Genomic DNA, 2,163 nt, shown 5'->3' with positions numbered 1-2,163 from the left:
TCTGACAACTTTTAACGCCTACCTACTTAACTATCTATGCCGTGGTCGATTTCAATCCCCGCTTTTTCTTTCAAACATTTTGTAAATAGCACTGTTTGAAGCCTATCACGTTCCGCTCTATTTAAAAGCAGAACAGATCCTGATCATGGATAATTATACTTGTCTCCATTCTCGCCAATCTTACATTGACCCCAATCGCTGTCTTGAAAGGGTAATGTTCGATGTTCCCTAACGGGAAATCGGGGTTAACTACCGGCTTTATCAGTAATGGCGGGAAGCGGATTTGAACCACTGACCTTCGGGTTATGAGCCCGACGAGCTACCAGACTGCTCTATCCCGCGTTGCTTTATCTAGTATAGAACTAAATCTCGGTAAATGCCAAGGAGTTTGTAATATTCCTTTACATTTACCGTCCGACCAGAGGTTAATACTTACGTTCCACGGGGGTGAAATCCTGAATTACCACGGGCATATAGTCGATATCGATGCCGGAGGGGGAATAATAGGCGAGGGTATGCTGAAGGAAATTTTGGTCATCCCGTTGGGGAAAATCTTCGCGGGAGTGGGCCCCTCGGCTTTCTTGACGATTGAGGGCAGAGGTGAGGATAATTTCCCCCACCACCATGAGACTTTGTAATTCCCAGGCCTCGATTAGTTCCGTATTCCAGCAATCCCCCCTATCATCGAGGTAAATCTGCTCGTATTGGCGCTTTAATTCGCCGATTTGTTTAATTCCCTCGCGCATGGTCGCTTCGGTGCGAAAAACGCCGCAATGTTGGGTCATACAGTCTTGGAATTGCTGACGTAGTTGACCGATGCGAATCGTGCCTTTTTTGGTCAATAAAGCGGTGATTTCCTCTTTAGCATCCTGAAGGTAAATATCGGGATTAAAGACGGGAAAAGCGCGTTTTTCGACGTATTTAGCGATCGATTTGCCGGTTCTTCTGCCATAGACCACACATTCTAACAGGGAATTACTGCCCAAACGATTGGCCCCGTGGACGGAGACACAGGAACATTCCCCGGCGGAGAAAAAGCCTTCGGTTAGCGTATCGGCACTTAAGCGAACGCGACCATCGGTATTAACGGGAATGCCGCCCATACAATAGTGAACTGTAGGACGTACAGGCATCGGTTCCTCTACCGCATCGACACCGACGAGACGGTGGGCCTCCTCCCAACAGAAGGGAATGCGACTCATAATTTTTTCCCGGCCTAAATGGCGTAAATCCAGATAGACAAAGGGACCCCCGGCGCTACCGTCCAGATTTACCCCCCGGCCGGCGCGAATTTCTAGGGTAATGGCCCGGGAAGTGATGTCCCGGGGGGCTAATTCCATGCGCGAGGGGGCGTAGTCTTCCATAAAACGACGACCTTCGCTATTGATTAAATAAGCACCTTCACCCCGGACTGCTTCCGAGATTAAAACACCGACGGGATAGAGTCCCGTGGGGTGAAATTGGACAAATTCCATGTCTTCTAGGGGAATACCCGCTTTGGCCGATAATGCTAAACCGTCCCCCGTACAGGCGAAATCGTTGGAGGTGGTGTTATAAACGCGACCATAGCCCCCCGTCCCGAACATAATTGCTTTTGCCCGAAGGATTTCTAACTGTCCGGTGGCGATTTGGTACATAACCACGCCTTTGGCCGTACCTTCTTCGAGGATAAGGCGCAAAACATACCATTCATCGTAGATTTTTACCTGATTACGGTGTAAATTGCTGACTAATTCGTGCAGCATGGCGTGACCGGTTTTATCGGCGGCGTAACAGGCACGGTTATGGCTGTGACCGCCAAAGGCTCTTTGGGCAATGCGTCCATCTTCGAGACGGGAGAATAACACGCCTAGATGTTCCAATTCGATGATAACTTCGGGGGCTTCTTGGGTGAGGATATCCACCGCATCCTGGTCAGCCAGAAAATCGGAACCTTTGACGGTATCGTAGGCGTGGGCCTTGGGATTATCTTTGGGGTCAACGTTTTGCAGGGCGGCGGCGATACCTCCCTGGGCGGCGACGGAGTGGGAACGAATTGGGTGGGTTTTGGCAACGACAGCAACATCGATAGTCGGGTTGAGGCGTTTGATTTCTAAGGCGGCGCGGCATCCTGCTAACCCACCGCCCACTATAACGACATCGTGTTCTTTCATGGCTGATTTT

1 protein-coding gene and 1 tRNA gene are annotated in these 2,163 nt (G+C 50.1%); both read right to left on the bottom strand.

The window, feature by feature from the left end; all coding sequences use genetic code 11:
- Positions 1–268: 268 nt before the first annotated feature.
- Positions 269–342 (bottom strand) — tRNA-Met (locus tag PX484_RS01510).
- An 83-nt stretch (positions 343–425) separates the two neighbouring features.
- A complete protein-coding gene (locus PX484_RS01505; protein ID WP_159296584.1) occupies positions 426–2,153 on the bottom strand; it encodes a succinate dehydrogenase/fumarate reductase flavoprotein subunit in 1,728 nt (575 codons plus the stop codon).
- Positions 2,154–2,163: the final 10 nt, after the last annotated feature.

The organism is Microcystis sp. M49636_WE2 (genome assembly GCF_030065375.1).
In the GTDB taxonomy this organism is placed as follows: domain Bacteria; phylum Cyanobacteriota; class Cyanobacteriia; order Cyanobacteriales; family Microcystaceae; genus Microcystis; species Microcystis aeruginosa_C.
This window is presented reverse-complemented; position numbering and strand designations above follow the sequence as displayed.